Here is a 24,712-nt window from a genome sequence, read left to right as displayed (position 1 = left end):
TCACCGCTGCAGCAGTTCCAGCAGATAGGCGCCGTAGCCCGATTTGAGCAGCTTCCTGGCTCGGGTTTCCAGAGCTGCGTCGTCGATGAATCCCACGCGCCATGCCGCTTCTTCGGGGACGCTGATCTTCAAGCCTTGTCGGCGCTCGATGGTGCGGACGAAATCGCTGGCGTCCAGCAGGGAATCGAAGGTTCCGGTGTCCAGCCATGCGGTGCCGCGGGCCAGCACCTCCACGCGCAGCCGGCCCTGGTTGAGGTAGGTCTGGTTGATCTCGGTGATCTCGTACTCACCGCGGGCGGACTTGCGCAGCGACCGCGCAATCTCCACGACGTCGTTGTCGTAGAAGTACAGTCCCGGCACCGCGTAGTGCGACTTGGGCGTGGCGGGCTTCTCTTCCAATGACAAAGCGGTGCCGTCAGCAGCGAACTCGATGACCCCGTAGGCGCTGGGGTCGGCCACCCGATAGGCGAAAATCGTTCCGCCCCTGATGTTTTGGAACCGTGCCAGACTGGTCCCCAGGCCGGGACCATAAAACACATTGTCGCCCAGCACCAACGCCACCGAGTCGCTACCGATATGGTCGGCGCCGATGATGAATGCCTGGGCCAGGCCTTCGGGCTCGGCCTGCACCGCGTAGCTGAGGTTGATCCCCAGATGGGAGCCGTCACCGAGCAGACGGTGGAAGGCGGGGGCATCGAAATCGGTGGTGATGACCTGGATGTCGCGGATGCCGGCCATGATCAGGGTGGACAGCGGGTAGTAGATCAGCGGCTTGTCGTAGACCGGAAGCAGCTGCTTGCTGGTACCCATCGTGATCGGGTACAGCCGGGTGCCCGAACCGCCCGCCAGGATGATTCCGCGCATCAGCCGGTCAGGTCCTCCTCGGTCAGCCCGGTTGCAGCCATCGCGGAGGCGAGGTCGTCGTGCCGGAACACCGACGCGACGTTGTCGTCTATCACCCGAAACGCCGATGCGGCCGACGCGGTTTCCCCGGTCGCCGACACGATCTCCTGCTCGGCGACGACGACGCCGTCTCGGATGTACATCCGGCCGGGTTCGATCCGCGCGTCGACCGATTGGGCCCATTCCTGCAACGCGGCCTGACCCTGGGCGGCCCCGTCGGCATCGCCGATGTCGATGTCCAGGGTGGACAGTTCGAGCAGGGTGTCGATGTCACCGGCATTGAGTGCGTCGTGCCACGCGAGGACGGTGGCCATCTCAGTTGTCGTCATCTCGTTGAAGTTACTTCACTTTCAGAACGGGGTGCGTTGCAGCCAGCTGTCCCAGACTGTCTCGTCACCGAACACGTTCAGCCCGGCCTCGGCGGCCGACCGGCGCCGCGTTGCCGCCAGCAGCAGATCCTTGGCGGGTCCGCGTAGCGCGACGCTGCCCTTGCCGTGGTTGTGCGACCACCACAGGCCGTCGTCGTCATGGGCGATGGTCCACTCGCCGGTCGGTCCGAGTTGCTCGTCGGTGGCGTGCAGATGGATCGTCAGGCCCCGGTCCAGCGCCGGCGCGTGGCGCTTGTCCACGCATGCCAGTTCGATCCATTCGGACAGGCAGTCGGCGGCCAGTTCAGGTGCGATGTCGAAGTCGGCACCCAAGGCCAGCGCCGCATCGGCGGTGTGCACGACGGTCTCGTGCAACCGGCGGCGCAGCCACCACCCGGCGGGGCGGGGGCCGACGAACGTCCATACCCGGGTGTCGCTGCTGACGCGGTCGACGGCGTCGATGATCAACTGCGCGCCCTGGTGCAACCATTCCAGTGCGCCGTCGAGGTCATCAGGTGGTCGGCCGTCGAGCACGTCACGCGCATCCAGCGGTTCGTTGCGTCGGTGGGTGATGATCTGTGCGGCCCAACGATTTCCGCGCCCGACGTGCCGGAAGAGCTGTTTGAGACTCCACTCACCGCAGGTGGGGACGGGCGTGGCCGGGTCTCCCGACCGGATCAGGTCACCGAAGGCTCGAGTCTGCTCGAGCAGGGCTGCTCGGAAGTCCACCTCTACGAACCTAGCGCGGCCCGCGCCGCCCCAAGGCTGATCGGCAATGTTGCCCAGCCGCGCAGCACCCGGGTGTCGCGCCGGCTGCCGTCGCCGGCCAGCCGGGCGTCGGGGAAGCGCTCGAAGAAGGTACGCAGGCCGACTTCGCCCTCGGCGCGCGCCAGGGCCGCCCCCAGGCAGAAGTGCCGTCCACCGGAGAACGACAGGTGCCGGCCGGCGTTGTCGCGGTGCAGGTCCATCGTGTGCGGGTCGGTGAAGACCTCGGGATCACGGTTGGCTCCGGCCAGGTAGATGATGACCAGTTCGCCGCGGCCGATGGCGGTGCCGGCAACCTCGACGTCACGGCGGGCGATGCGGGCGCTCATCTGCACCGGGGAGTCCAGGCGCAGGATCTCCTCGACCGCCGTCGGCCACAGCTCGGGCTGCGCGGCGAGGGTCTGCAGGTGCTGCGGGCGCTTCAGCAGCATGCGGATACCGTTGCCCAGCAGGTTCACCGTGGTCTCGAAACCGGCGGCCAGTACCAGCCCGGCGGTGGCCTGCAGTTCGCGCTCGGACAGCCGGGCCGACTCCTCGGAATCCTGGCTGGCCTGGATGAGCTGGCTCATCAGATCGTCGCCGGGGTGTCTGCGCAGCTCGGCGAGGTGGCCGGTGAGCCACTCGTTGAATCCGACCAGGCCGCGGTGCACCTGCATGTACTGCGACCAGGACAGACCGATGTCCAGGCTGGGGGCTCCGAGTTCGCCGAATTTCAGGATCTGTTGGCGGTCCTTCTCGGGGACGCCGAGGATGTCGCTGATCACCGCGACAGGCAACTGCGAGCAGTACGCGGCGACGATGTCGACAGCGCCGGTCTGGCCGGCGAGATCGTCGAGCAGGCGGTCGGCGGTGTCCTGCACCCGGTCGCGCAGCGCGGCCACCGCGCGGGGGGTGAACACCGAGGACACCAGTTTGCGACAGCGGGTGTGGTCGGGTGGTTCGATGCTCAGCAGCGACGGCGGTTCGATGGGGTGCAGCAGACCCGGGTTGAGTTTGCGGTTGATCCAGCGCAGCGGTGCCGGCAGTCCGGAGCCCAGCGCGGAGACCCCGAAGTCGTCGGATTTGAGCAGGTCGCCGGCCACCTGGTGGTCGGCGGTCATCAGAACCGCGCGGCAGCGCACCACCGGTCCGCGGGCGCGCAGTTCGTCGGCGAACCCGGCGGGGTCGGTCCGCACGGTCGGGTCGGCGATCAGCCGGGCCTGCGGGTCACCGTCGCGGCGCGCGCCGACCTTGGACATGCCCCGGATCACTCCGTGCAGAGCCAGCCAACGTACCCGATGTCGAAGACCATCCATCACTTGAGCTTAAGCAGGGGCCGCAGATCGTCCAACCGGTCGAACAGGTGCCAGATGTAGGACGAGGAGCCGTTCTGCCGGTGGGCGTGCAGGTCAGCGAGGTCTGGATCGTCGCGGTAACTGGTGAACGCCTCCAGCGAGTCCCACTCGACGAGGATCAGCACCGAGCGGGGTTCGATTTCGCCGGTTACGGACTGCCGGAACCGGCCCAGCGCGACCACCCGCCCGCCGTGTTTGGCGACTTCGACCGGCGAGCGTTTGGAGTACGCGAGGTACTCGTCGGGGTCGGCGATGTCGAACAGGTTCAGCGCATAGATGGTCACGTCCCGACGTTACGGCCCAGCGCATAGGCCCGCCAGCCGGCCTGCTGCCAGCGTCGAAGATCAAGGCAATTGCGGCCGTCGACAACAACTTTCGTTCGTACCACCGACTCCAGTGCGGCCGGGTCGAGGTCGACGAACTCGTCCCACTCGGTCAACACCAGGACCGCGTCGGCCCGTTCGCAGGCTTCCAGCGCCGAGGTCGCGTAGTTCAGGGTCGGGAACAGCCGCCGGGAGTTCTCCATGGCCTGGGGGTCGTAGACGGTGACGGTGGCACCGTGCAGTTGCAGCAGACCGGCGACGTTGAGCGCCGGCGAGTCTCGGACGTCGTCGGAGTCGGGTTTGAACGCCGCACCCAGCACGGCCACGGTGGCACCGAGCAGGGATCCGCCGCATGCGGCGGTCACCAGCTCCACCATCCGGGTTCGGCGACGCATGTTGATGCTGTCGACCTCCCGCAGGAATGTCAGGGCCTCGTTGGCGCCGAGCTCGCCGGCGCGGGCCATGAACGCGCGGATGTCCTTGGGCAGGCAGCCGCCGCCGAAGCCGAGCCCCGCGTTGAGGAACCGGCGCCCGATGCGCGCGTCGTAGCCCAGCGCGTCGGCGAGCAGGGTGACGTCGGCGTCGGCGGCCTCGCACACTTCGGCGATGGCGTTGATGAACGAGATCTTGGTGGCCAGGAACGCGTTGGCCGACACCTTGACCAGTTCGGCGGTCTGCCAGTCGGTGACCAGGAACGGGACCCCGTCGGCCAGCAGTGGCGCGTACAGTCCGCGCAGCGCGGCCTCGGCCAGGGTCGAGTCGGGCGCGACGCCGACGACGATGCGGTCCGGGTGCAGGGTGTCGTGCACGGCGAGGCCCTCGCGCAGGAACTCGGGGTTCCAGGCCACCTCGACGTCAACGTCGGCCAGGGCGCGGGCCCGCTGGGCCAGATCGGCGGCCGTGCCGACCGGGACGGTGGACTTGCCGACGATCACCGAGGGGCGGCGCAGCAACGGGGCCAGGGTGTCGATGACGGAGTGCACGTGACGCAGATCGGCGCCGTACTCGCCCTTCTTCTGCGGCGTGCCGACGCCGAGGAAATGCACGTCGGCGAAGTCGGCGGCTTCGGCATAGTCGGTGCCGAACCGCAGCCGGCCGGCTTCGATGTTGCGCTGCAACACTTCTGGCAGACCGGGCTCGTAGAACGGCACCTCACCGGCGGTCAGCTTGGCGATCTTGGCCGGGTCGATGTCGATGCCGAGGACGTGGTGGCCCAACTCGGCCATGCCGGCGGCGTGGGTGGCGCCGAGGTAGCCGGTGCCGAAGACGGTGCATCGCATACCGCTTCTCTAAGCGGCGCCGGTGTCCTGGCTGCAACCCGACACCGAGCGTCAGGCCAACGGCAGGTGACGGTTGTTACCCGCGACCGCCGCCGGGGGCGCAGAAGATCAGGAAACACCCGTCGCCGTTGATGTCACCGGGGACCCGGGTTCCCGAGTCACCACGCGACGGCGATCCCCGGCCGGGGCTGCTGTCGCCGCGGCTGTTGCCGGCCGAACTCGATCCGCTACCTGGCCACTGCGGCGTCTGGGGAACCGTCGGGACGACGGTGGGTTGCGCGGTCTGGGTCGGCAACGTCGGCACGGTCGGCACCGGCGGCCGGGTGGGCACCTGAGTGGCGCCGTTGTCCCACGGCGGCTGCCAGGGCTGCCGGGTCCGGGTGGGCTCGACCGTGCGGGTGGGCTTGGGCGGGACCCATCGGGGCCACTGCCGCGGCGGAGGGACCACCACCGGCGGCGGCACGACCACCGGCGGCGCGACCACGGGGGCGGGAACCGGCGGCGGGGCGACCGGCACCGGAGCCGGAGGAGGCGGCGCGGCAGGGATCGGTGCGGGCGCGTTCTCGACGAACACGGTCCGTGGCGCCTGCTGTGGCGGGGGTGCCGGCCTGGGCGCTTCCTGCACGACCGGAACCGGCGCCCTGATCGTCTCCGGCGGCGGCGGCTCCACGGGTGGCGGTGGCACGGCTTCGTTGGGTGGAGCCGGTCGCGGCGTCTGCGCGACTTGGCTGTTGGGTATCAGGGCGGTCTGGCCGGGGCTGGGCCGCTCGTCGGCGGTCGGGCGGATGCTGACGGCCAACGAAATGACGAGGGCGACCACGCCGATGACGAAGACCGACGACAGCGCGCTGCCGACCAGCAGGAACGGTTTGCGTTCCTCGTCGACCGGGCGGACCTCGGTGAGCGCGAACTCGTCGACAGGCGAGTCTGCCCCGGCCGGGGCCAACTGCGTCTGGGCACCGGCCAGTCCGGCGTAGGCCGAGCCGGCGGTCGGTCCGTCGTCGGGATCTTGCGAGTAAGCCAAGCCCACGGTGCTGGCCTCGAAGGCCGGGGCAGCCGCCGACGCCAGTGCCGCTCCGCGCGCCAGCGCGAGTTCGGCATCCTCGGGGGCACTGACCGGCAGCGAAACCAGGTGCTCAAGGTGGGCTTTGACCGAGCTGACGTCGACGCCGGCGCCCACGACGAACAATCCCTGCGGCGAGGCCTCCTGCGCCGCGACGGCTTCGGCCATCTCGGTGAGTACCGCCATCGCGTCGGCGCTGTGCAGGCTGCGGCTGAGCACCTTGACCACCGAGCCGTCCTCGGTCTGCACCACCGACAGCGTCGCGGTGTCGCGATCGATGAACAGCAGCGCGGTGGTGTCGTAGCCGACGGCGCGCCCAGCGGCCTGGGCCAGCGACGCGGCGGCGTGGCCTTCGGAGACCAGCATGACGTCGTCGATGCCGTGGGCGGTCAGCTTGTCGCGCAGCAGCGCGGCCTCGGCGTGATCACTCCATGCGACGCCGATGGCGTGCAGCCGATGCCCGCCGGTCTCAGCGCTTTCCCGGGTTCCCAGCACGGCGGCGACGACACGGTCTGCGGCATTTGCCGACACGTCGGCAGACGTGACGTCGAACGCATCGTTGTCGACGGTGACGCCGTCAGCGCTCTGCCCTTCGACCAGCACCATGCGGACCGCTGTCGGTGTCATCGACACCCCCAGAACGATGTCCACTCCACCCCTCCAAAACATTTGCTGCGCTTGTACGTTCTGCGCGCCGGGAAGCCGCCTGGCGAGCCGACACCTTGTTACTTCATCGGCATGTTCAACTATCGCGTTACAGCGACGCGGTTAGCTGACGCGGTGAAGGCGCTTTCGACAGTACTCGCGTGACAGGTGTTTCGTCAGTGACGTTTTCTCGGTCCGGCGGGTGACTTTTTCAGTGACGTTCGGGTCAATTCGACTGCAGGAAATTCTGGTACGACCGCGACGGCGTGGGACCGCGCTGACCCTGATATTTCGACCCGGTGCCGGCGCTGCCATAGGGGTGCTCGGCGGGACTGGTGAGGCGCAGCAGGCATAGTTGGCCGATCTTCATTCCCGGCCACAATGTGATCGGCAGGTTGGCCACGTTGGACAGCTCCAAGGTGATGTGCCCGGAGAAGCCGGGGTCGATGAAGCCGGCCGTCGAGTGGGTCAGCAGGCCCAGGCGACCCAGCGAGGACTTGCCTTCCAACCGGCCGGCCAGGTCGTCGGGCAGCGTGCAGCGCTCCAGGGTTGCACCGAGCACGAACTCACCGGGGTGCAGCACGAACGGTTCGCCTTCTTTGGGCTCCACCAGGGTGGTGAGGTCGTCCTGGCGCTTGGCCGGATCGATGTGGGTGTAGCGGGTGTTGTTGAACACCCGGAACAGGCTGTCGAGGCGGACGTCGACCGAGGACGGCTGGATCAGGCTGTCGTCGAACGGGTCCAGGCCCAACCTTCCGGCGTCGATCTCGGCGCGGAGGTCTCGGTCGGAGAGCAGCACGGCACGAGCGTAACGGTCGGGCGTTCCTCGCCGAGTGTTGACTTGTGTACCTGTCGGCGGCCAGTTCCGGGACACAACTCGACGTTGGACGCTCCCGCCCCTGGTGACCTGCGCCGTCCGTTCAGTGCTAGCCTTCCTGTTCGACCATGCCGGTGTAGTTCAATGGCAGAACATCAGCTTCCCAAGCTGAATACGCGGGTTCGATTCCCGTCACCGGCTCCACGACGAACGGTCCCGGCCGGACTCACGCTGAGGCCCCGGTGGCGGTCTCCAGCTCACTGAGCGCACGCTCGGTCAACGCGACAAGTGACTCGATGTCGGGGACCACGTCTCGGCCCGAGATATACCCGAACGTCACCCGATCGGCATAGGAACACATCGTCACGTTCAGCGCCTGCCCGTCGATTGCGGTAGACACCGGATAGATCTCCTCCAGATGTGCTCCATTCCAGTACATCTCGTCACTGGGCCCGGGCACTCCGGAGATCGAGACGTTGTAGCCGCGCCGTATGCGCGACGTGAACGGCACGTTGGCCGTCAACACGGTCAGCGCGATACTCGGCGCGAGGAGCACCGTCGACGCATTCGCCCCACGACCGGCGACCTGGCGTTTTGCCCAGGACATCCCGCGGTGGATGTGCTCCAGCCGCTCAACGGGGTCGGCCAGATCGGTGCCCAGCCGACACAACTGCAGCCCGAACAGGTTGGCGTGTTCGTCCTCCGCTGCGGCTCGCTCACGGCCACGCACCGTCACCGGGCAGATCGCGACCAGCGAGGAGTTGGGCAACTCGTCGCGCGCGAGCAACCACTCTCGCAGCACCCCCGCCACCACGGCGGTCAGCACGTCGTTGCCCGTGACTCCCGCAGCCGCCTGGACAGCACGGATGCGAGACTTCGGCCAGCTGGCTCCAGCGAAGGTCCGGAGCGGTCCGACCGGCCCGTTGAACCGGGTGTACGGCGCGTCGAACGGCAACACTGCGGCTCCTCCCCCGAGGCCGGCCGCCACCGTCGACAGTTCACCAAGGGCGACCTGGCCGACGGTCTGCAGTCCCGAGGCGACGCTGTTGAGCGTCGACCGGATCAGCGTCACCGGGTTGGGAATTCGTCCGCGTCGGGTGGTCGCCGCCGGGACGGAATGCCGGTCGGGGTCGGCATAGATCGGCGGCATCGACCGTCGGTCGGGGTCGGTGGTCAGGGCGTCGGCGATCATCGCCAGCCCGGCAACCCCGTCGATCAGGGTGTGATGCACCTTGATGTAGAACGCGAAGCGGCCATCGGCCAAGCCGTCGATGAGATAGGCCATCCACATCGGCCGCGACCGTTCCAACGGCTCGCTGTGCAAGTCGCTGACGAGCTTCCATAAGGCATCGCGGTCAGCTCCGGCGGGCAGTGTGCGGCGTCGCAGGTGCTCGGCCATGTCCACGTCGTCGACGATCTGCCACACCCACACCCCCGCTGTGTCGACCCCCAGGTGCGGGTGGCGGCGAAATCTCGGATCCAGTGGGGTGGCTTCGGTCAACGCGTTGCGGTAGATCTCCTCGACGTAGTCGGCTTGGGCCTCCGACGGCGGACACAAGACCAGAACCGCCGCGGTGTGCAGCGGCTCGGAGAGCAACTCCGCAGTCATCATCGCCGCGTCGAGCGGCTCCAGCGGGTCCATCGGCCAGCCCCCACTCACTCCTGCGGCACGACAACACCGCACCGCATCCGCTCAAGTATCGCCGGGGCATGGACGCGACCTGCCGGTTTTGCCGATGCTCATCGCCGATCCGACCGCTCGGAGTCCGTCCCGGGGACTTGTCGCCGCGGCCCCCACCCGACTAGTCTTTTGCTGCTCGGGGGAGCCATCACACCAGGACAACTGGGGGGAGCAACCCATGATTCGTTCGTTGATCGCAGCCGGCATGCTGGCCGGAGTGATCGCCGTCAGCCTGGCCCCGGCCGCGAGCGCCGCACCGTTCCGCAACTGCACCGAGGCGCGCGAAGCGGGGTACACCAACATTCCCTCGACCTCGGAGTACTACGGCGAGCACCTGGACCGAGACCGCGACGGCATCGGTTGTGAGAGCTAACCCCTACTCAATGCATCTGGGCAACAATAGTTTCCGATTGTCCGCAGTTGCTGTCGTGGCGATCACGGCTTTGGCTGTTCTACTCTCGCCGCCCCCGGCGAGGGCCGACCCACAAGCGGTCACCGCGACCGTGTTGCGGGTCGTCGACGGAGACACCATCGACATACGCGACGACGTTCGCGGTCGGCTCCGGATCCGCGTGCTGGGTATCGACACTCCGGAGACCAAGCGACCCGGCTATTCGGTGGGCTGTTGGGGCGCTGAGGCTACAGAGTTTGCCGAGCAGAACCTGTTGGGGCAGCGGGTGGCGTTCGTGCCCGACCCGACACAGGACAGAACCGACCGCTATGGCCGCACGCTGGCCTACCTCGTGAAGGCTGGCGGCTGGAACTACAGCATCGAAGCGGCGCGCGCCGGTGCGGCTCGGTCCTACGTCTATGCCGGCAACCCGGTCAGCCTGTTCGGCCAGATAGCAGCCGCCGAACAGGAGGCCCGCAGCGCCCAACGTGGACTCTGGGGACCGCCGTGTTTCGGCGACACTCGGTCGCACCCGCTCTAGCCACGCTCACGCCGCTGTCGACGGGCCGGTAACGCACGGCGCGATGCTACCGTCTTGCCATACCAAACCGTCTAGTATTTCCGGAGGTCGCTGTGGGCGCTCGCACCGATGCCCGGCAGCGTTGGCTCGACGCCGGGATCCAGATGTTGGCCGGCGAAGGCGCCGAGGCCGTGCGCATCGACCGGATCTCCGCGCGGCTCAAGCTGTCCAAGGGCTCCTTTCACCACCATTTCGACGGTGCCGCGGCCTACAAGCGTGAGCTGCTCGCCTACTACGAGAAGATGGCAACCGACGGCCTGGAGCACGCAATCGACGACGCCTCTGCCACCGGAGACGTACACGCCACCCTGACCCGCCTCACCCAGTTCGTGGTACCTGACCGGCCGGGGCTCTACCAGCCGGAACTAGAGGTCGCCGTCCGAGCGTGGGCCACCTGGGATCGTGACGTGCAGGCCGTCCAGGCCCGGATCGACCGTGCGAGGCTGGCCGCCCTGCAGCGCGTCTGGCGCCCCTTCGTCGGCACTGACGGCGAGGCCCGATTGGCTGCGCTGCTGCCCTACCTGGTCGCGGTCGGCGCCGCGGTGGTCGTCCCACCCATCGACGCGAACGAACTGCGCGGCGTCTTCGAGCTTCTGCTGCCGCTGGTGCCTGGCCTCGCCGGCGGCGCCTCCGCCCCCGGTGGCTGACTACCGGTAATCCGAGCCCGTCACCTTCCCACCCCTTGCCTTCGTAACATACCGTACCGTACCGTATGTTGGTAGCTAACGACGCACAACAGAGGTGGCCTCGTGACGACCCTTCCCGACCCGCAGTGGCCCGTCATCGTGCTGGCGTTGATCCAGCTTGTCGACGGGTTGATGTGCGTCAAACCGATGGCCTTCATCGCCGACTGCTTCGACAACGTGCGCTGGCCTCGTCGCTGGTGGTGGATCATGCCGCCGATCAAGTTCGCGGCCGCTGCCGGACTGCTGGCCGGATTGTGGATTCCCTATCTCGCCGCCCTCACCTGCGCAGCCCTGGTCCTCTACTTCGTCCTGGCGATCGCGGCGCACGTCCGTGCCCGCGACTTCGGTCGCAACCTGGTGCTCAACGCCACCGGGATGCTCACGATCTGCGTCGCCACCGGGATATACAGCTTTCTTGTGTAGTCGTCAGGACATCGAAAGGGGCGCAAACCATGTCGATGCCGCGGGAGCATGCAGAGTCGCTGTATCACGAGTGGATTGACGCAGTCTGGCGGCGCCGGGTCATCACGCCGGACCTGATCGATGCCGCCTTCGTCGGTCACTGGCCCACCGGGGATGTGGAAGGACCGGCGGGTCTGGAATCAGTCGTGGCGCAGACACATTCGATGTTCGAAAAGCTGGATTTCGCTGTCGACCTCGGACCTCTTGTCGACGGCGATTATGTCATCGGGCGCTGGACCGGCGTTGGCAGCAGTGCCAGGGGCGAGACGCGGTTCACCGGCAACGACATCCTGAGGTTGCGCAACGGCAAGGTCGTGGAGTATTGGCCTGCCACGGCGTCGTCCTGAAAGCAACTCGCACAACTGATCTGGAGGAAGACATGAAGCTGTTCGGCGCCCAGCGGACGACACCGCCACCCGAGAGGTCACTACCGGGCAGCGCGGCGCCGGATTACGCCGACGCCTTCCGGATCCCACTGCCGACGGAAGACCGACGCGACGCCGAGCAGCTCTTCCGTGCCGGGACGGGGTCTGCGCCCGGGCTGGGAAACCAGCTGGTGCTGTGGGCACACCGACATCTGCTGCGATTCGATCTCGGGCCGTTCAGCTCCCCTCAGCACGTGATGGGCTGGCAGGTCGTGGCCGCTGAAGCCGGAATGGTCGCGTTGCAGGCACACGGTCCGCTGATGAACGGCCTGCTGGAGTTGCGCCGCGACAATCAGTTCGCGACGCTGTCGACCTACCTCGAGTATCGCCACCCGGCCGCCCACATCGTCTGGCAGGCCCTCGGACCTGTGCACCGGGCCCTGGCGCCGCGCCTGTTGGAGAACTGTGCGCGCTAGCGGTATTCGGGATTCTCGTAGCCGAAATGGCAACCGGCGTCCCACTCCGAGCGTTGGTTCCCGTACGCCGGGAACCCACCCGCACCCTTGAGCAGTTTGGCCATGTGCATCAGGTTGTAGGTGAGAAACGTGGTGTTGCGGTTGACGAAATCGTTATCCGGCCCGCCGGAACCCTCGTCCAGATACGACGGACCGGGACCGGCTTCACCCATCCATCCGGCATCCGCCTGAGGCGGGACGGTGTATCCGATGTGCTGCAGGCTGTAGAGGATGCTCATCGCACAGTGCTTGACACCATCCTCGTTGCCGGTGAGCAGGCAACCGCCCACCCGGCCGTAGTACGCGTACTGGCCCGCGTCGTTGAGCACACCGGAATAGCCGTAGAGCCGCTCGATCACATGGCGCATCACCGAGCTGTTGTCACCCAGCCAGATGGGGCCGGCCAGCACGAGAATGTCGGCTGCCAGCACTCGCTGCAGCAGTGCAGGCCATTCGTCGGTCTCCCAGCCGTACTCGGTCATGTCCGGCCGGACGCCCACGGCGATGTCGTGGTCCACAGCACGGATCTGATCGACCTCGACACCGTTGCTGCGCATCAGCGCAACACTGCGATCCACCAATCCCTGGGTGTTGCTCACCTCGGGTGATCGCTTCAACGTGCAGTTGATGAACATGGCCTTCAGGCCGGTGAAATCGGGGGCTGCAGATGCCGTCATATGGCTCTTTCTCGCTGGAAGATGGGGTTCTCGTCGCGCCAGTCCAGTATCGCCCACTCGGCCGGTGAGCACAGGGTGTCGACCTGTGCCGGCTCGCAGCTCGATATGACGTCAATCTGACGTTTGCGACAATTCACTGTGGCAACCGAAGTTGCTCGGTTACATTCCGGCCCGTGACTTCACGACGTTGTCTGCTCTGGCTGGGCTCGGCAGCCGCGGGGGCCTGTCTGGCGCTCGGCGCCGGCGCCGGTGTCGCAGCAGCCGATACCTCCGACGGGGCAGGCTCGGCGAGCCGATCCACCGATCGGTCCACAGACTCCGACTCGTCTTCGCGTGCCGACGTTTCCCGGACGGCTGAGGCAGACGCATCTTTGTCCTCGGTGTCCTCGGCCGACCCGGCAGCGGCTCCGCGCTCTGCCGCGCTGCGCAGCACGGCCATATCTGATGATGCCGACTCCGACGACGACACCGAACCTGCCCGGACCGGCCGGGCATACACCCTCCGGCAGGACCCCGCAGACGACGCCGACGAGGTGTCCGAACCTGCCGCACCGACCACCGGGACAGCCGCGAACCCCCCGGCGGCGGCTGTCCCGGTCACCACCTCCGAGGAGCCCCGCGAGACCCGCCGGCGCGCAGTGTCCGACACCGAGTCGACCACCGCGGGCCCGGTGATCCCCGCCGCGCTGACAGTGCCGACTGAGCAACGGTCGGTGTCCACCGAGGCGGCCGTCTCGATCAATGCGGCCGACGGCCCGGTGACCGGCGTCAAGACGTCGCGGGCCCCGCTGACCATTCCGGTGGGGACCCGGACCTACACCGCGCGCGCAGACTGGTACCTGCCGACGCAGGCGGACGGCTCGGTGACCGCCACCGGTGTGATCTGGTTGCAGCACGGCTTCCTCGGGGAGAAGTCGGCGCTGTCTGCGTTGGCCCGCACGCTGGCTCAGCAGACCAACAGCATCGTGGTGGCGCCCAACCTGCCTTCGCTGCCGGGCCTGTTCTGCTCAGGCTGCTGGATCAACGGCGTGCCGATGCAACAGGGCGTGGCCACGATGTTCCTCGGCGATCGTGCGTCGCTGACCACCAGCGCGACCGCAGCCGGCTTTCAGGGCGTACTGCCGCAGAGCTTCGTGCTGTCCGGCCAATCCGCCGGCGGCGGCTTCGCCACCTCGGTCGGCGGGTACTACGCCGCGGACCTGCTCAACGACGGCAGCCTGCGTGGGGTCGTGATGTACGACGGAGTCGCCTGGCAGGGAAGGCTGACCGGTGCGCTGGAGAGTCTGGACGACCCGTTCATCCCGGTCTATCAGATTGCGTCGCCGTCGGCGGCGTGGAACTCCAACGGCGCCACCACCAATGAACTGGTGGCCGCGCGACCCGGTCAGTTCGTCGGAGTGACGCTGGCACGCGGTTCCCACGCCGACGCGTTGATCGGCGGCAACGCGCTCTTCGACTTCTTCGCACAATTGGCGACGGGGTTCTCCCCGCCCGGCAACACCGCGGCCACCTACACGTTGTCCACCGGCTGGATCAACGATATGTACCAGGGACTCGGACCACTGGACGGCACCGGGATCTACGGCGCGCCCGACCAGTACATCGTGCTGGGCGACGCCGCCGGGGTGGTGCTGGCACCGCCACCGGTCGTCGACCTCACCCAATACCTGGGCACCTGGTACGAGGTGGGCAGCGTCAAGCAGTTCTTCTCCCTCGGACTGGTGAACACCACGGCCGTCTACAGCCTCAACCCCGACGGCTCGATCAGAGTCGAGAACTCCGGCAATTACTTCGTCAACAACGGACCGAAGTCGTCGATCACCGGCTCCGCGCTGCCGGTAGATCCGGCCAACAACAAGCTCAACGTCCGGTTCTTCGGGTCGGCCTCGGCCCGGCCGCCCGGCAACTACTGGATCGTCGACCTCGACCCCGACTATCAGTGGGCAATCGTCACCGACCCGACCGGTGTGAGCGGCTTCCTGCTCACCCGCGAGCGCACGGTGTCGGCTGACTTCTACCAGGAGCTGCTGGACCGCGCCTCGGTCAAGGGCGTCATCGGACGGATCACCCCGACCCGGCAGCCGGCCGCGCAGACGGTCTCGGTGTAACCGCACCCACGAAAATGGGCAAAAGGAGCCTGAGGCACCCTCTCGTGCGCGACGATTCCTGAATCCGTCGCCGAGTATGACCGCGTCCGCCGTGCGGTGGACGGTCGGAATCGTCTGTGTCTGCGTTCTGGTGGTCGCGGCCGCCGTCGACGCGAACCGCGCTGGCTCTGGCGCCGATGCGCGCGCCAAACTGACTTTGATCGCACCGGCAGCGGCGGGCGGCGGGTGGGATCTGGTGGCCCGCGAGTCGCAGCAGGCCCTGCGCGCTGACCAGATCGTCAACAACGTTCAGGTCGTCAACATCCCGGGCGCCGGTGGGACCATCGGCCTCGGCCAGTTGTCGCGGTTAGTCGGCGACTCCGCGACGATGATGGTGACCGGCACGGTCATGCTCGGCGGGATCGTGCGCAACAACTCCGCGGTCGACCTGTCGGACATGACGCCGGTGGCTCGCCTGGCCGAGGATTTCGAAGTCATTGCAGTGCCCGCAAACTCACCGTTCCAGAACATCGATGACTTCCTGGCGGCGTGGCGCACCAACCCCGCCGCGATGCCGATCGGCGGCGGCTCGGCGGGCGGGATCGACCACATGGTCGCAGCCCAGCTGGCGCTGGCCGGCGGCATCGATCCGGCCGATCTCACGTATTCGGCGTACGCCGGTGGCGGCGAACTGACCATCAACCTGCTCTCCACTGCACCCGGGACGCCCGATGTGGGTATCAGCGGTTACAACGACTTTCGCGACCTGTTGATCGACGGCCGGTTGCGCGCGCTGATGGTGGTCGCCCCGGAACGGCTGGAAGGCCTCGACGCGCCGACTGCCGACGAGGCCGGCTATCCGGAAATCGATCTGGTCAACTGGCGGGGCTATGTCGCACCGCCGGGTGTCGACGATGCCGGGCAGGCCGAGCTCATCGAGATCGTCACCGAGATGGTGCAGACCTCCCAGTGGGAGAGCGCGATCGACCGCAACCGGTGGGAGGAGTCCTTCCTCACCGGCGATGAGTTCGGCGCCTTCCTGGTGACCGAACAGCGACGAGTAGCCACCATACTGGAGGATCTGGGGTTGGTATGACGACCGAAGATCGCATCAGCGACGAAGTGGAAGACTCTCCGCCGCAGCACTTCTGGGTTGGCAAGAGTGCGCTGGTCATGCCGGCGCTGTTGGTCGTGCTGGGCATCTTCCTGGTCTGGGGAATCTTCGACATGGAGGTCGCCGACGACTCGGAGATCTTCGGCCCGAAAGCCTTTCCCGCGATCACCGCGGGATGTTGCTTCGTGATCGCAGTACTGCTGACCGTGAGCATACTGCGCAATCCCGAGGTCGGGGGCCCGGACGCTTCCAGTAATTGGCGGTCGGCCGGTATCACGATCGGCTCGTTGGTCGCGTTCGCGGTGCTGCTGCAGCCGGCGGGCTGGATAATTGCCGGCGCAGTCGTGTTCTGGGGCGTGACGGTCGGTCTGGGCAGTACCCGGTACGTGCCGAACCTGCTGATCGGGCTCGGCGCCTCGTCAGTCATGCAGCTGGTCTTCAGCGGTCTGCTCGGCCTGAACCTACCGCCCGGCGTGATGGGACTCTTCTGATGGACGCGTTGACCGGGCTGATCGGCGGTTTCGGCGACGTCCTGACGCCGACTAACCTGCTCTACGTCCTCATCGGTGCGCTCATCGGGACCGCTGTCGGCGTGTTGCCTGGGCTCGGATCGGCGATGGCCGTGGCGTTGCTGCTACCCGTCACCTTCACGTTGGATCCGCTGGCCGCGCTGGTGATGTTCGCCGGCATCTACTTCGGCGGACTGTTCGGTGACGCGATCGCGGGCATCCTGATGAACACCCCCGGCAACTCGACCGCGATCGCAGGATCGATCGAGGGGCACAAGATGGCCCGCCGAGGTCGGGGTGCCCAAGCGCTGGCGACCTCAGCGATCGGCGCGTTCATCGGCGGCATGATCGCCACCATCCTGGTCGTCTTCTTCGCCCCAGCACTGGCGGACTGGGCCACCAGGTTCGGTCCGGGCGAGTACTTCGCGCTGGCATTGTTCGCGTTCATCGCGACGTCGGCGGTGGTGTCGGAATCGGTGCTCAAAGGTCTGGCCGCACTGCTGATCGGGTTGGTGCTGGCGATGATCGGCACCGACCAGGTCAGCGGATCTCAGCGCTTCACCTTCGGCAGCGTCGCACTCTTCGACGGTGTGAGCATCGTCGTGATCACCGTCGCCATGCTGGCCGTCGGCGAGGTCATCTACGTCGCGTCGCGCATCGGCCGGCCCGACGACCGCAGCTTCACGCCGTCGACTGGGCGGCCGTTCCTGTCCCTGACCGAGTACCGTGACGCGTTGCCGGCCTGGTTACGGGGCACCGGAATCGGGGTCCCGTTCGGCGTCATCCCGGCCGGGGGTGCGGAAGTCCCAACCTTCCTGGCCTACGGCCTGGAGAAACGCCTGGACGCGCGACGATCCAAGCCGCTGTTTGGCACCGGCGCGATCCGTGGCGTGGCCGCCCCGGAAGCGGCGGGTAACTCGACAGCGGGAACAGCGATGGGGGCGCTGCTTGCCCTCGGGTTACCAACCTCGGCCACTGCGGCGCTGCTCCTGGCCGCGTTCCAGCAGTACGGCATCCAGCCGGGTCCCCTACTGTTCAGCCGTAACGCCGAGCTCGTATGGGCACTACTGGCCAGTCTGATCATCGGAATGGTCGTCCTGCTGATTCTCAACCTGCCCTTCGCCCCGCTATGGGCCAAGTTGCTGACCATCCCCAAGGAGTACCTGTACGCGGGCATCGCCATGTTTGCGTGCTTCGGCGTGTACGCGGCCAGTGCCGCCATGATCGACGTGGTGTTCATGCTCATCCTGGGCCTCATCGGATTCGGCATGCGCCGCTATGGTGTGCCGATCGCACCGGTGCTCATCGCGGTGATCCTGGGCCCGTTGGCCGAGTCGTCCCTGCGGGCTGCGATGAACAACTCGCAGAACAACCCGCTGACGCTGGTCAGCACACCCATCACGATCACTCTGTACACGCTGCTGGCGATCGTCATCGCGATCAGCGTGTACAACAAGGTGCGGCTGCGCTCGCAGGTGAATCAGAGTGCTTCTGAGGACCAAATCACCACCAGCTCATAGCCGTTCGTCTACCGAGCGCCACTCGGAGCCGGAACGAGGTGTAAACGCGCTTGCCCCGGGCATCCCCCGTGCAGACGAAGGGAGCGCGTAGCGCATGGGCACGCCAGAACGGCGCGAGTGGGTGAACTGGTCGGAGAGCCTGCGGTTCACCCCCGGACAGATCGCCGAACCGCGCAGCGAAGACGAAGTCGCCGAACTTGTCCGCGACTGCGCGCAACAGGGTCGCGTCGTGCGACCGGTCGGAAAGGGCCATTCCTCGATGCCGCTGGTGCAGACCGACGACGTGCTCGTCGACCTGCACCGGCTCAGCGGGGTGGCCTCGGTCGACAAGGACCGGCTGGAGGCGGTGATCCACGGCGGGTCCAGCCTCATCGAGGTCGGCGACGCGCTGCACGAGCACGGCCTGGCGTTGGAGAACTACGGCGATGTGGACTACCAGGCCCTCTCGGGAGCGATCGGCACCGGCACCCACGGCACCGGCATCCGGCTGGGCAATTTCTCCAGCAATCTGCTCGGCTTCCGGTTGGTCACCGGGGACGGCGAGGTCCGCGAGGTCGGACCCGACGACGATGACGGGTTGCGCGCCGGCCGGGTCGCGCTGGGCGCGCTGGGCATCTTCACGCTGCTGCGTCTGCGCGTGGTGCCGGCGTTGCGGCTTCGTCGTCGCGAATGGTGTGTGCACATCGAAGACTGCCTGGACCATCTCGACGCCTTGGTGGATCAGCACCGCAATTTCGACTTCTACTGGCATCCGCGCCGCGAGGAGGCTCAGCTGCGGACGCTCAACGAACCCGACCAGGAGCCGCTGGACCTGCTCGATCAGCTCGGCGGCTGCGACCCCCGCAATCTTCGCAAAGACCAACAAGATTGGAGCCGAGTCGTACAGCCGGCCGACCGGGGGATGAAATTCGACGAGATCGAGTACGCCCTACCCATAGCGGCCTTTCGCGAATGCTTCGCCGAGGTGCGCGACCGTGTCAAAGAGCGGCACCGCCAGAACGTCGGCTGGCGCGTCCTGTGCCGCAGCGTCGCCGCCGACGACGGCTACCTCAGTCCGTTCTCCGGGCGCGACTCGATGACCATCGCGCTGCTGCAGAACAACACGCTGCCCTACCAGGAGTACTTCGACGACATGGAGCCGATTCTGGTCGCACATGGCGGGCGGCCGCATTTCGGCAAGAAGCACTCTGCCGGCGCCGAGCAGCTTCGCCGCGCCCTTCCCGACTATGACGCGTTTCGCCACACGCGGCGCCGGTTCGACCCGCACGGGACATTTCTCAACGACCACCTGCGCCACCTGCTCGACGAGGAGGCGGCATGACCGACCCGCTGGGCGCCACCGTGTGGGTCTTCCCCGCCGGACGCATCCCCCCGGAGAGCACCGGCCGGGAGCCCGAATACACCAGCCGCGACGAGCTGTGCATCCTCAACACCGACAGCGCGCCAGCCCAGTTGGCCATCACCGTGTTCCACGCCGAACGGGATCCGGTCGGTCCTTACGAGGTCGAGGTGGCCGGGCAGCGGGTGCGCCGCATCCGGGTCAACGATCTGATCGACCCGGAAGCCGTGCCCTACGACACGCCCTACGGTTTGGTCGTCCGATCCGACCGCCCGGTGACCATCCAACATCTGCACCTGGATTCCCGTCGACCTGAGGACTCGCTGTTCGCCGCGCCCGGATACCCCGCATCGAGTTGACCTTCATCTGAGGTCGGAGGCGCGACCCGCTGCGTCCTCCAGTTCACGCAGCGCCGACGGTTGGTCCAGGCCCGAGCCATACAACACGTCCAGTGCGGTGGAACGGATGGCGCCGACGAGAACACTGCTGGTCAACGAATGCGGTCGGATGATGACACCCGACGCCGTGGTCGCCGCGCGGCGTGCCAGCATCCGGACGTCGTCGGGTCCCGCACTGCCCTCCAGGTAGGCCGGTAACCCCTCCAGGGCGCGAGCCAGGTCGCGGACCGCCTCCACGAGCGGCGCCGGGACCGCGTGACCGTGCCGGATCGCGTTGGCGGTGGCCCGGATGATGGTTCGGCCGTCGAGCACGGTCATGTCGATGCGATGCGCGGCCGATCGGTAACGGTCCAGCCAATCCGGGGCGGTGCGGCGCCCGGACAACCGGACCGCCTCGGCGGCGGCGGCCAGCGCCCCGGTGAAATTCTCCAGCCGCCGGTCCAGCGCGCGGGCCGAGACCAGGGCGGCGTCGAGCCGCTGCTGATCTCCGCTTGCCAGCATGTCCGCCGCCATGCGCAGCACCGCCGCCAGATCACCGAACAACGGCCCTGTTGCGCGGGCCAGGGATCGGCGGGGGTTGCGAGCCCCGACCGCGGCCACCACCAGTGCGGTGGCTCCGCCGATCAGTGCGTCCACCGGGCGCTGCCACAGGGCCGGGCCGGCGGGCGGCTCCAACAGGATCAGCAGCAACGCGGCGACCGCCGCCTGATTCACCAGCAGCGGGCCGCCCCCCACCGCCACCGCCGCCCCGGCGGCAAGGAGCACCACCAGCGCGATCTGCGCCGGTCCGGTGCCGAGCAACCGGACCAGGAGGTCGCCGATCGTGACACCGAGGGCGACCCCGACCACCACCTGCACGGCGCGCAACAGGCGCCGGCCGGTGGCCACCGACAGGCAGAGCACCGCGGCCACCGGGGCGAAGAACGCGTCCTCGCGACCCATCACCGCCCACGCGATCAGGTGGGCCATACCGGCGGCGATCGCAGCCTGGGCCAGCGCGGGCCAGGCGTCGCGCACCCGCTGCCCGGCCCGTCGGCACTGCTCACCGGTGATCATCGTGCTACCGGTACCCAGACGGCGCACGCCCATGCCCGCGCGGGTCCTCGCAAAACCGGCGAGTTAGGCCACCGGATCCGCACCGTTGCCTTTACGGTGCAGGAATGCGACCTATGGATCGACGCCGCGCAATGATGATGTTGGGGTTCGGTGCGGCGGCTGCCGCACTGCCACTGGCCAAGGCGGGGGCTCAGCCCGCGATCGGGGACGCTCCGCCCCCGGGGCCCGACGAATCCGGGCTTCCGGCAGCTGCCACCCAACCCGCGCCCGGGCTGCTGTTCTCCGACGAGTTCAACGCGCCCGCAGGCACACCGCCTGACCCGGCCCGGTGGTTCATCGTTCCGGAACGGGAGACCATCCGGAACCCGGTCGAGTGGGACAAGCCCTTCAACATGGGCCGCTACGTCACCGACCAGGAGCACGTGTTCCACGACGGGAACGGCAATCTGGTCATCCGCGCCACCCGCGGGGAGGGCGCGAACATCCAGGAGAAGTACGCCAGCGCGAAGATCGTCGGGAACTGGCGCGGCGGGGTCGGGACCACCTGGGAGGCGCGCGTCAAGCTCAACTGCCTGACCGATGGTGCCTGGCCGGCTTTCTGGCTGGTCAACGAAGATCCGGTGCGCGGCGGTGAAGTCGACATTTTCGAGTGGTACGGCAACCGCGACTGGCCGTCGGGTGCGACCGTGCACGCCCGACTAGACGGCACGATGTTCGCGACTCAGCACTTTCCGATCGACTCGAACTGGCACACCTGGCGGATGACCTGGTTGCCGTCGGGCATGTACTTCTGGCAGGACTACCAGCCGGGCAAGGAACCGTTCTTCACGGCGTTGTCGACCTCGCTGCCGGACTGGCCGTTCAACGATCCGGGTTTCACGATGGCTCCGGTGTTCAACATCGCCATCGGCGGTTCCGGTGGCCGCGAACCCGCCGGGGGCACCTATCCGGCAGACATGCTGATCGACTGGATCCGGGTGTTCTGACGTAGCGCGATCGTCACGACGTCACCGACCGCTCGGTCAGCCGGATGATCGGAAACTCCCGGTCGGTCTTCTCGGCGTACTTCGCAAATCGTGAGTTCGCCTGGCTGATCATCTGCCACGCGGCGGCGCGTTCTGCTCCACGCAACTGCTCGGCGTGCACAGCGATGGTACGTCCGGCCAGTTCGACCTGCACCATGTCCGGACTGGCCGCGATGTTGTAGTACCACGAGGGGTTCTTCGGTGCACCCGCCGCCGACGCCACGATCAGCCAGCTGTCCTGCGGGCCCGGGAAGTAGTTGACCGGGGTGCTGCGCAGAACCCCGGTTTTGCGGCCGATGGTCGTCAGGATCAGTCCGTCGGAGTTGCCCAGCAGCTTTGCGCCCTTGCGGATGCGCGCGGAGACGATCCGATTCACCAGACGCGGCAGGAGTCCGGAACCGGGCTGTTTGGCACCGCGTGTGCCGTTACTGCTGACGAAACTCATCGTGGCCCTACCTCTCCGGACCAGGGCACACCCGTTCCGGCCGTCCATGTACAGCGACACGTGCCGCCGCTAGCGTTGACACGGTGAACGCGAAGACCACGTGTGTCATCGTCGGCGGCGGCCCGGCTGGGATGGTACTCGGGCTTTTGCTGGCCCGCGCGGGAGTCGACGTGACCGTGCTGGAGAAGCACGGCGATTTCCTCCGCGATTTTCGGGGTGACACGGTGCACCCGACCACGCTGCGGTTGCTCGACGAGTTGGGACTGTGGCCACAGTTCGCCGCGGTGCCGCACAGCAAGCTGCACAAGGCCACGTTCGACATCGCCGGCCGGTCGGTGACGATGGTCGATTTCTCCCGGCTGCGTCAGCCCCACCCCTACATCGCGATGGTGCCGCAGTGGGATCTGCTCAATCTGCTCGCCGAGGCGGGCAAAGCCGAGCCGAACTTCTCGCTGCAGATGAACACCGAGGTCACCGAATTGCTGCGCGATGGCGGCTCCGTCAGCGGCGTGCGCTACCAAAATCCCGAGGGCACAGGCGAACTGCGGGCCGATCTGACCGTGGGCTGCGACGGCCGCTGGTCGGTCGTCCGCCGCGATGCCGGGCTACGGGTGCGCGAATGGCCGGTCGGCTTCGACGTGTGGTGGTTTCGGCTTCCCCGACGACCCGAGGACACCAGCTACACCCTGTTCCCCCGCATCGGCCCGGGCCGAGCGATGATCGTGATCCCCCGAGAGGGTTATCTACAAGTGGCGCTGCTCATTCCGAAGGGCGCCGACACCCGGCTGCGGGACCGCGGGCTGGCTGCCTTTCACGCCGACGTCAGCGAATTGCTCCCCGAGGCCGCCGATTCCGTCGGCTCCGTCACCAGCCTCGACGAGGTCAAAACCCTCGATGTTCGCCTGAATCGACTGCGCCGCTGGCATATCGACGGGCTGCTGTGCATCGGCGATGCCGCACATGCGATGACTCCCGCCGGCGGTGTCGGAATCAATCTGGCCGTCCAGGACGGCGTGGCTGCGGCGCGACGGCTGGCCGGTCCGCTGCGCAGCGGGCGATGCACCGCACGCGACCTGGCCGCGGTGCGGCGCCGCCGCATCGTGCCCACCGCGCTCACCCAGGGTCTGCAACGCCAGATCGATGCCCGCCTGCTCGGTCCGATCGTGCGCAATGAGACCGACGGAGGCCCGCCGACGCGGTTGATCCGGGCGGTCGACAGGTTCCCGTGGTTGGCCACGATCCCGGCTTACCTCGTCGGCGTCGGGATCCGGCCCGAGCGCGCACCCGAATTCGCTCGGCGGCGGCCGGCGCAAGGCCCGGAAACCGGGTCTTAGAGCCCCAACGATTCCTGCACCGAGCGCAGTGTCGCCGCCGAGGCCCGCAGCCCCGCGAGTTCGGTGTCGTCCAGCGCGACCTCCAGGACCCGCCCGGCACCGTGTGCGGAGACCACAGTCGGCAGCGACAACGCCACGCCCTCGATGCCGTAGATCCCGTCTTGGACCGTCGAGACCGGCAGCACCCGGTGCTGATCACCGAGGACCGCCTCGACGATCCGCGCGCTGGACAGCCCGATCGCCAGGTTCGTCGCTCCCTTGCCGGCGATGATCTCGTAGGCCGCGTTGACCACTTCGGACGAGATCTGCGCGCGTACCTCGTCGTCGAAAACCAGTGCGCCGTCGCGGCGGAACTGAACCGCGGGCACTCCGCCGACCGAGGCACCCGACCAGAGCGGGATCTCCGAGTCGCCGTGTTCACCGACGATGACGCCGTGCACGTTGCCGACGGCAAGGTCGGCCCGCTGGGCGATCAGGTAGCGGAAGCGGCTGGAGTCCAGCACTGTGCCCGAGCCGAAGACGTGCCCGGGCGCTGCGTCGACAGCTCTGGTGGCGGCGAATGTGACGACGTCGACGGGATTGGTCACGAAGATGATCACGGCGTCGGGTGATTGTTCGAGCAGAGCGGGCGTCAACGTCTGCGCCATCGCGACATTCGCCGCGGCCAGGTCCAGCCGGCTCTGACCGGGTTTCTGCTTGGCGCCCGCGGTCACCACGACAATCGCCGAATGCGCGGTCACCGCGATGTCATCGGACCCGGTGATGCGGCAGTGCGGCACGAACTGGCTGCCGTGGTTGAGGTCGAGCACCTCGGCGCGGACCTTGCCGGCGTTGGTGTCGTAGAGGGCCAGCGATCCGGCCGAGCCCCTGATCAGACAGGCGTAGGCGATGGCGGTTCCGACACTGCCCATTCCGACGATGGAGACCTTGGTGTTGCGCTGTACCGGCACCACACCATTGTTGCCACAGCGATCCCGTGCCGACCAGTCAGTGCGGTTCGATCGGCTGTCCCCTCCGCAGCCGATCGACC

27 protein-coding genes and 1 tRNA gene are annotated in these 24,712 nt (G+C 67.5%); 15 read left to right on the top strand and 13 right to left on the bottom strand.

The annotated features are described in order from the left end of the window. The 8 genes from rfbA to dcd form a co-directional block, all read right to left on the bottom strand. Complete coding sequence (gene rfbA / locus KXD98_RS01780) at positions 1–864, bottom strand: glucose-1-phosphate thymidylyltransferase RfbA (RefSeq protein ID WP_260761592.1); 864 nt, start codon at positions 862–864, stop codon at positions 1–3. Further along, a complete protein-coding gene (locus tag KXD98_RS01775) occupies positions 864–1,232 on the bottom strand; it encodes a nuclear transport factor 2 family protein (RefSeq protein WP_260761591.1) in 369 nt (122 codons plus the stop codon). Before KXD98_RS01775 ends, rfbA begins: the two co-directional genes overlap by 1 nt. Before the next feature lie 21 nt (positions 1,233–1,253). After that, a complete protein-coding gene (locus KXD98_RS01770) occupies positions 1,254–2,000 on the bottom strand; it encodes a maleylpyruvate isomerase family mycothiol-dependent enzyme (protein WP_260761590.1) in 747 nt (248 codons plus the stop codon). A gap of 2 nt (positions 2,001–2,002) precedes the next feature. Beyond that, entirely contained in the window at positions 2,003–3,331 is a 1,329-nt protein-coding gene (locus tag KXD98_RS01765; RefSeq protein ID WP_260761589.1) for a cytochrome P450, read from the bottom strand. Beyond that, the gene (locus tag KXD98_RS01760; protein ID WP_260761588.1) at positions 3,331–3,654 is read right to left on the bottom strand and encodes a DUF1330 domain-containing protein; all 324 of its coding nucleotides are present in this window, start codon (positions 3,652–3,654) and stop codon (positions 3,331–3,333) included. Before KXD98_RS01760 ends, KXD98_RS01765 begins: the two co-directional genes overlap by 1 nt. Further along, positions 3,651–4,973: a UDP-glucose/GDP-mannose dehydrogenase family protein gene (locus tag KXD98_RS01755; protein WP_260761587.1), complete on the bottom strand. Its 1,323-nt coding sequence runs from the start codon at positions 4,971–4,973 to the stop codon at positions 3,651–3,653. Before KXD98_RS01755 ends, KXD98_RS01760 begins: the two co-directional genes overlap by 4 nt. 76 nt (positions 4,974–5,049) lie before the next feature. Next, positions 5,050–6,687, bottom strand: coding sequence for a hypothetical protein (locus KXD98_RS01750; RefSeq protein ID WP_260761586.1), 1,638 nt, complete (start codon positions 6,685–6,687; stop codon positions 5,050–5,052). Positions 6,688–6,907: 220 nt separating this feature from the next. Next, positions 6,908–7,480, bottom strand: coding sequence for a dCTP deaminase (gene dcd / locus KXD98_RS01745; protein WP_260761585.1), 573 nt, complete (start codon positions 7,478–7,480; stop codon positions 6,908–6,910). A gap of 148 nt (positions 7,481–7,628) precedes the next feature. Here dcd and KXD98_RS01740 point away from each other — a divergent pair. Then, positions 7,629–7,702: transfer RNA gene (locus tag KXD98_RS01740), tRNA-Gly, on the top strand. Between the two features lie 22 nt (positions 7,703–7,724). Here KXD98_RS01740 and KXD98_RS01735 read toward each other — a convergent pair. Then, positions 7,725–9,140, bottom strand: coding sequence for a wax ester/triacylglycerol synthase family O-acyltransferase (locus KXD98_RS01735; protein ID WP_260761584.1), 1,416 nt, complete (start codon positions 9,138–9,140; stop codon positions 7,725–7,727). A gap of 217 nt (positions 9,141–9,357) precedes the next feature. On the opposite strand from KXD98_RS01735, the gene KXD98_RS01730 reads away from it, so the two are divergent. From KXD98_RS01730 to KXD98_RS01705, 6 genes are all read left to right on the top strand, one after another. Continuing rightward, positions 9,358–9,552, top strand: a complete 195-nt coding sequence (locus KXD98_RS01730; protein WP_260761583.1) for an excalibur calcium-binding domain-containing protein — start codon at positions 9,358–9,360, stop codon at positions 9,550–9,552. A 55-nt stretch (positions 9,553–9,607) separates the two neighbouring features. Then, positions 9,608–10,111 (top strand): thermonuclease family protein, encoded by a 504-nt coding sequence (locus KXD98_RS01725; RefSeq protein ID WP_260761582.1) that lies wholly within the window; start codon positions 9,608–9,610, stop codon positions 10,109–10,111. 92 nt (positions 10,112–10,203) lie between these two features. Then, positions 10,204–10,797, top strand: a complete 594-nt coding sequence (locus KXD98_RS01720; protein WP_260761581.1) for a TetR/AcrR family transcriptional regulator — start codon at positions 10,204–10,206, stop codon at positions 10,795–10,797. Positions 10,798–10,899: 102 nt separating this feature from the next. Next, complete coding sequence (locus tag KXD98_RS01715; RefSeq protein WP_260761580.1) at positions 10,900–11,259, top strand: DoxX family protein; 360 nt, start codon at positions 10,900–10,902, stop codon at positions 11,257–11,259. 29 nt (positions 11,260–11,288) lie between these two features. Continuing rightward, positions 11,289–11,645 carry an ester cyclase gene (locus tag KXD98_RS01710; protein WP_260761579.1) on the top strand — a complete coding sequence of 119 codons (357 nt, stop codon included), beginning with the start codon at positions 11,289–11,291 and terminating at the stop codon, positions 11,643–11,645. A gap of 32 nt (positions 11,646–11,677) precedes the next feature. After that, positions 11,678–12,139 carry a hypothetical protein gene (locus tag KXD98_RS01705; protein WP_260761578.1) on the top strand — a complete coding sequence of 154 codons (462 nt, stop codon included), beginning with the start codon at positions 11,678–11,680 and terminating at the stop codon, positions 12,137–12,139. Here KXD98_RS01705 and KXD98_RS01700 read toward each other — a convergent pair. Beyond that, the gene (locus tag KXD98_RS01700) at positions 12,136–12,855 is read right to left on the bottom strand and encodes a flavodoxin family protein (RefSeq protein ID WP_260761577.1); all 720 of its coding nucleotides are present in this window, start codon (positions 12,853–12,855) and stop codon (positions 12,136–12,138) included. The genes KXD98_RS01705 and KXD98_RS01700 overlap by 4 nt on opposite strands. A gap of 173 nt (positions 12,856–13,028) precedes the next feature. Here KXD98_RS01700 and KXD98_RS01695 point away from each other — a divergent pair, with 173 nt between their 5' ends. From KXD98_RS01695 to KXD98_RS01670, 6 genes are all read left to right on the top strand, one after another. Next, entirely contained in the window at positions 13,029–14,963 is a 1,935-nt protein-coding gene (locus KXD98_RS01695) for a lipocalin family protein (protein ID WP_260761576.1), read from the top strand. 76 nt (positions 14,964–15,039) lie between these two features. Further along, positions 15,040–16,038, top strand: coding sequence for a tripartite tricarboxylate transporter substrate binding protein (locus tag KXD98_RS01690; protein ID WP_260761575.1), 999 nt, complete (start codon positions 15,040–15,042; stop codon positions 16,036–16,038). Further along, positions 16,035–16,547, top strand: coding sequence for a tripartite tricarboxylate transporter TctB family protein (locus KXD98_RS01685; RefSeq protein ID WP_260761574.1), 513 nt, complete (start codon positions 16,035–16,037; stop codon positions 16,545–16,547). The genes KXD98_RS01690 and KXD98_RS01685 overlap by 4 nt, the downstream gene beginning before the upstream one ends. Then, positions 16,547–18,085 carry a tripartite tricarboxylate transporter permease gene (locus tag KXD98_RS01680; protein ID WP_260761573.1) on the top strand — a complete coding sequence of 513 codons (1,539 nt, stop codon included), beginning with the start codon at positions 16,547–16,549 and terminating at the stop codon, positions 18,083–18,085. The genes KXD98_RS01685 and KXD98_RS01680 overlap by 1 nt, the downstream gene beginning before the upstream one ends. 94 nt (positions 18,086–18,179) lie before the next feature. After that, on the top strand, positions 18,180–19,406 hold the full coding sequence (locus KXD98_RS01675) for a D-arabinono-1,4-lactone oxidase (RefSeq protein ID WP_260761572.1): 1,227 nt from the start codon (positions 18,180–18,182) through the stop codon (positions 19,404–19,406). Next, positions 19,403–19,783 (top strand): sensory rhodopsin transducer, encoded by a 381-nt coding sequence (locus KXD98_RS01670; protein ID WP_260761571.1) that lies wholly within the window; start codon positions 19,403–19,405, stop codon positions 19,781–19,783. The genes KXD98_RS01675 and KXD98_RS01670 overlap by 4 nt, the downstream gene beginning before the upstream one ends. A 3-nt stretch (positions 19,784–19,786) precedes the next feature. Here the strand turns inward: KXD98_RS01670 and KXD98_RS01665 are convergent, their stop codons facing one another. After that, a complete protein-coding gene (locus KXD98_RS01665) occupies positions 19,787–20,911 on the bottom strand; it encodes an FUSC family protein (RefSeq protein WP_260761570.1) in 1,125 nt (374 codons plus the stop codon). Positions 20,912–20,991: 80 nt separating this feature from the next. Here KXD98_RS01665 and KXD98_RS01660 point away from each other — a divergent pair, with 80 nt between their 5' ends. Beyond that, entirely contained in the window at positions 20,992–21,864 is an 873-nt protein-coding gene (locus tag KXD98_RS01660; protein ID WP_260761569.1) for a glycoside hydrolase family 16 protein, read from the top strand. Positions 21,865–21,877: 13 nt separating this feature from the next. Here KXD98_RS01660 and KXD98_RS01655 read toward each other — a convergent pair whose 3' ends face one another. Further along, positions 21,878–22,348 (bottom strand): nitroreductase family deazaflavin-dependent oxidoreductase, encoded by a 471-nt coding sequence (locus KXD98_RS01655; protein ID WP_260761568.1) that lies wholly within the window; start codon positions 22,346–22,348, stop codon positions 21,878–21,880. Between the two features lie 83 nt (positions 22,349–22,431). Here KXD98_RS01655 and KXD98_RS01650 point away from each other — a divergent pair, with 83 nt between their 5' ends. Next, complete coding sequence (locus KXD98_RS01650) at positions 22,432–23,682, top strand: FAD-dependent oxidoreductase (RefSeq protein ID WP_260761567.1); 1,251 nt, start codon at positions 22,432–22,434, stop codon at positions 23,680–23,682. On the opposite strand, the gene KXD98_RS01645 is transcribed toward KXD98_RS01650, so the two are convergent. Then, positions 23,679–24,593 (bottom strand): L-lactate dehydrogenase, encoded by a 915-nt coding sequence (locus tag KXD98_RS01645; protein WP_260765494.1) that lies wholly within the window; start codon positions 24,591–24,593, stop codon positions 23,679–23,681. The genes KXD98_RS01650 and KXD98_RS01645 overlap by 4 nt on opposite strands. Between the last annotated feature and the right edge of the window lie 119 nt (positions 24,594–24,712).

The sequence above is a fragment of the Mycobacterium sp. SMC-4 genome (assembly GCF_025263265.1).
GTDB lineage: Bacteria > Actinomycetota > Actinomycetes > Mycobacteriales > Mycobacteriaceae > Mycobacterium.
This window is presented reverse-complemented; position numbering and strand designations above follow the sequence as displayed.